Here is a 4,502-nt window from a genome sequence, read left to right as displayed (position 1 = left end):
GTGGTGGTTTCGGGTGACGAGGCTGCGGTGGACCGGGTGGTGGAGGAGTGGCGTGAGCGGGGCTGTCGGGTGCGGCGGCTGCGCGTATCGCATGCCTTCCACTCTCCGGCGATGGACCCGGTCCTTGACGAACTCGGCTCTGTAGCAGGCGAGTTGGATTACCGGCGCCCCGAGTTGCTGTGGGCGGGTGCGCTGGCCGGTGACGTACTGACCGAGTGCGACAGCACGTACTGGCCGGCGCAGACGCGGCAGGCGGTGCGGTTCGCCGATGCGGTGGCCGCTCTCGCGGAGCAGGGTGTGTCGCTGTTCATCGAGGTGGGCCCCGACGGCTCGCTGTCGGCGCTCGGCCCGGATGCCGTGGCCGGTATCGGCAGCGACGAGGGCGTTTTCATCCCGCTCCAGCGGCGTAAGGAGCATGCCGGGCAGGGCGTCACCGGCCTGGTGACCGGCCTGGCGCGGGCATTCGTCAACGGTGCGACGGTGGACTGGTCCGCCGTCCTGCCGACCGGCAAGCGGGTGGAACTGCCCACGTACGCCTTCCGGCACGAGCGGTACTGGCCCAGCGGAGTGCTGACCGCGCCGACCGCAGGACCGGCCTCGGGTGGCGAGGGTGCGAGCACGGCAGCCGAAGCCCAGTTCTGGGCCGCCGTCGAGGGCGGGGACCTGGCGCGGATCGCCGACACGTTGGCTCTTGAGGATCAGAGGCAACTCGGCGACGTACTGCCCGCGTTGGCGTCGTGGCGGCGCCGGGAGATGGACCGTTCGGTGACCGCGAACTGGCGCTACCGGGTGAGTTGGGCGCCCGTCGCCGAACCTGACTCCCGTGTGCTGTCCGGGACCTGGCTGGTGGTGGTCGCGCCCGGTCAGGCCGACGACGACCTGATGCGGGGATGCGTACAGGCGCTGGCCGCCCGGGGCGCCGAAGTGCTGACGATGGAGACCACGGAAACGGCCGACCAGGAGCGGATGGCCGCGCAGATCAGCGCGATGCTTCCGGAAGCCGGGGTCTCCGGCGTCGTATCGCTCCTCGCACTGGACGAGACACCGCTGCCGGGTCACCCGGAGCTGGCGAACGGCCTGGCCGGGACCCAGACGCTCGTCCAGTCCCTGATCGCCCTGGGGGTGCATGCGCCGGCGTGGGTGCTCACCCGCGGTGCGGTCGCGGCCGCGCCGAGCGAGGCGCCGACACCGGTACAGGCACAGACATGGGGACTGGCCCGGGTCGCCATCCTGGAGCACCCCGACCACGGCGGTGGCCTGATCGACCTGCCCGCCGAATTCGACGAGCAGGCCGCGGCCCGGCTGTGCGCGGTGCTGGCCGGGTGCGGTGAGGACCAGGTCGCGATCCGCCGGACCGGGATCTTCGGCCGCCGTCTGACCAGGGCTGCGCAACCCCGCGAGAACGTGCAGCGCTGGGTGCCGCGCGGGACTGTCCTGATCACCGGCGGGACCGGTGCGATCGGCGGGCACGTGGCGCGCTGGCTGGTCGGGCGGGGTGCTCAGCGGCTCGTGCTGACGAGCCGGTCCGGGCCCGGTGCGGCGGATGTGGCCGCGTTGGCGGCCGAGTTGGCGACGGCCGGGGCGCAGGTGGAGGTGATCGCGTCCGATGCCGCCGATGACGCCGCGCTGGCCGGGGTGATCGCCAGGATCGGTGACGGTGGCCCGCCGCTGACCGCGGTGATGCACGCCGCCGGTCTCGGGCAGGAGACCGCGCTGGACGAGATGTCGGTGGAGGAACTGGCCTCGATGCTGGCGGCCAAGGCCGCGGGCGCCGCCAGTCTCGACCGGTTGACCGCCGGCCTGGACCTGGACGCGTTCGTCCTGTTCTCCTCCATCGCGGCGACCTGGGGCAGCGGCATGCAGGGCGGGTACGCGGCGGCCAACTCCTTCCTGGACGCGCTGGCGGAGAACCGCCTGGCCCGGGGCCTGGCCGCCACCTCGGTGGCCTGGGGCCCGTGGGGCGGCGGCGGGATGACCGGCGTGGAGGGCGCGGCCCAGATGACGCGACGCGGACTGCGCCTGATCGAGCCGGACCAGGCCATTCAGGCCCTGGCTCAGGTGCTCGACGGGCAGGAACAGCTGATCACCGTCGTAGACGTGGACTGGGCGCGGTTCGCGCCGCCGTTCACCCTGCGGCGGCCCAGCCCGCTGATCGAGAGCCTGCCCGAGGTCAACGAGGCCCTGGGCGCGGTGGAGAACGGCAACGGTCCGGCCGACACGGAAGCCGGCAGCGCGCTGGCCCGGCAACTGGCCGGACTGTCGCGGGCGGAACAGGACCGGCTGCTGATCGACCTGGTCCGGGCCGAGGCCGCTGTCGTGCTGGGGCACGCCGACGTCGAGGCAGTGGAGGCCGACCGGTCCTTCAGCGACCTCGGAGCCGATTCGCTCACCGCTGTGGAACTACGCGACCGGCTGACCGCGGCCACCGGCCTGCACCTGCCCAGCACGCTCCTCTTCGACTACCCCACTCCCGCCGCGCTCGCCGATCATCTGCGGGCCTGCCACACCGAGGAGACCAGCGCGGCCCAGCCCGTGCTCGCCGAACTGGACAAGCTGGAAAGCATGCTCGTCGCGCTGACCGGTAACGACGAATCCGCCCAGATCACGAACCGGCTCGAAGTCGTGCTTTCGAAATGGAAAGAGGCTCGGGAGCGGATCGCCGAGAGCGGCGTTGCGGAGAAGCTCGAATCGTCGACCGACGACGAAGTCTTCGACTTCATCGGCAAAGAACTTGGAATTTACTGACATGGCAAACGCCGCGACTTCCTCGACGGGGTGACGTAAGTGAGCGAAGAGAAGCTCCGCTACTTCCTCAAGCGGGTAACCGCTAATCTGCATGAGACTCGGCAGCGTTTGCAGGACCTGGAAGCGGCCGGTGACGAGCCGATCGCGATCGTCGGGATGGGCTGCCGATTCCCCGGCGGGGCCCAGAGCCCCGAGGCGCTGTGGGAGCTGCTGGCCGCCGAGCGGGATGCGATCGCCGGGCTGCCACAGGACCGGAACTGGGAATTCGGCGACCCCGACGTCCCCAATTCCGGTGCCGCGGAGGTGCAGGCGGGCGGATTTGTCTACGACGCGACTGGATTCGACGCGGGATTCTTCGGAATCAGCCCGCGCGAGGCCGTGTCGATGGATCCGCAGCAGCGGCTGCTTCTTGAGGTCGCGTGGGAGGCGATGGAGCGGTCCGGAATCGACCCCGCCTCGCTGCGCGGTTCCGCCACGGGCGTGTTCGCGGGCGCGTCCGCATCCGGGTACGGCTGGATATCGGGCCGGCAAGGTGAGCTCGACGGCCATGTGATGACAGGCAACGCGACGAGCATCCTGTCCGGCCGGATCTCCTACACGCTGGGCCTGGAGGGTCCGGCGGTCACGGTGGACACGGCGTGCTCGTCGTCATTGGTCTCGCTGCACCTGGCCTGCCAGGCGCTCCGGGCCGGCGAGTGCACGTTGGCCCTGGTCGGGGGCGCGTTCGTCGCGGCCACCCCGGTTCTGTTCACCGACTTCAGCAGCTCGCTCGGGCTGTCCCCAGACGGACGGTGCAAGACCTTCGCGGCCTCGGCCGACGGCATGGGCGTGGCCGAGGGCGCCGGTGTCGTGGTGGTGGAGCGGCTGTCCGACGCGCGGCGCAACGGGCACAACGTGCTGGCGGTGGTGCGCGGCAGCGCGATCAACCAGGACGGCGCGTCCAACGGTCTGACGGCGCCCAACGGTCCGTCCCAGCAGCGGGTGATCCGTGCCGCGCTGGCCAGCGCCCGCCTGTCGCCCGCCGACGTGGACGTGGTGGAGGCGCATGGCACGGGCACCCCGCTGGGCGACCCGATCGAGGCGCAGGCGGTGATCGCCACCTACGGACAGGACCGGCCGGAGGACCGGCCGTTGTGGCTGGGGTCGGTGAAGTCCAACATCGGACACACCCAGCAGGCCGCGGGCATGGCCGGGATCATCAAGACGGTGCTGGCGCTGCAGAACCAGCGGATGCCCCGGTCCCTGTACGCGGAAGACCCGTCGCCGCACGTGGACTGGTCGGCCGGTGACGTGCGGCTGCTGACCGAGTCGGTGCCGTGGCCGGCGGACGATCGGGTGCGCCGTGCCGGTGTGTCGGCGTTCGGGATGAGCGGCACCAACGTGCACATCATCCTGGAGGAGGCCCCCGCCGACGACGCCTCGAAGCCGGAGACACCGGTCGAGGACCGCGAGTTGGAGGCCGCCCTGGGCGAAGCCGTTGATGAGGACGGGCCGGTGGAAGTGCCCGCGGTGGTGTCAGCTGCCGGGGTCGGTGCGTGGGTGGTGTCGGGCCGGTCGGCGAAGGGGCTGGCCGGGCAGGCGGGTCGGTTGCGCGAATGGGTGGCGGGGCGGCCGGAGCTGGAGCCGGCTGATGTGGCGTGGTCGTTGGCGGCGACGCGGTCGGCGTTCGAGCACCGGGCCGTGGTTCTGGGCGGTGGCCGTGCGGAGCTGGTGGCCGGTCTGGAGAGCCTGGTGGACGGGGCGCCTGCGGGTTCGGT

The 4,502-nt window shown here is 71.6% G+C and carries 2 protein-coding genes; both read left to right on the top strand.

Annotation, left to right across the window (positions count from 1 at the left end; all coding sequences use genetic code 11):
- The coding region (locus AB0I10_RS40460; RefSeq protein ID WP_363157741.1) for an SDR family NAD(P)-dependent oxidoreductase at positions 1-2,745 on the top strand (2,745 nt) is incomplete at its 5' end.
- A gap of 39 nt (positions 2,746-2,784) precedes the next feature.
- Positions 2,785-4,502 (top strand): beta-ketoacyl synthase N-terminal-like domain-containing protein (locus AB0I10_RS40455; RefSeq protein ID WP_363157740.1); only part of this gene is annotated, 1,718 nt, incomplete at its 3' end.

It is taken from the genome of Streptomyces sp. NPDC050636 (assembly GCF_040654775.1).
Classification (GTDB): domain Bacteria; phylum Actinomycetota; class Actinomycetes; order Streptomycetales; family Streptomycetaceae; genus Streptomyces.
Note: the sequence above shows the minus strand (reverse complement) of the source record. Positions and strands in the feature narration are given on the sequence as shown.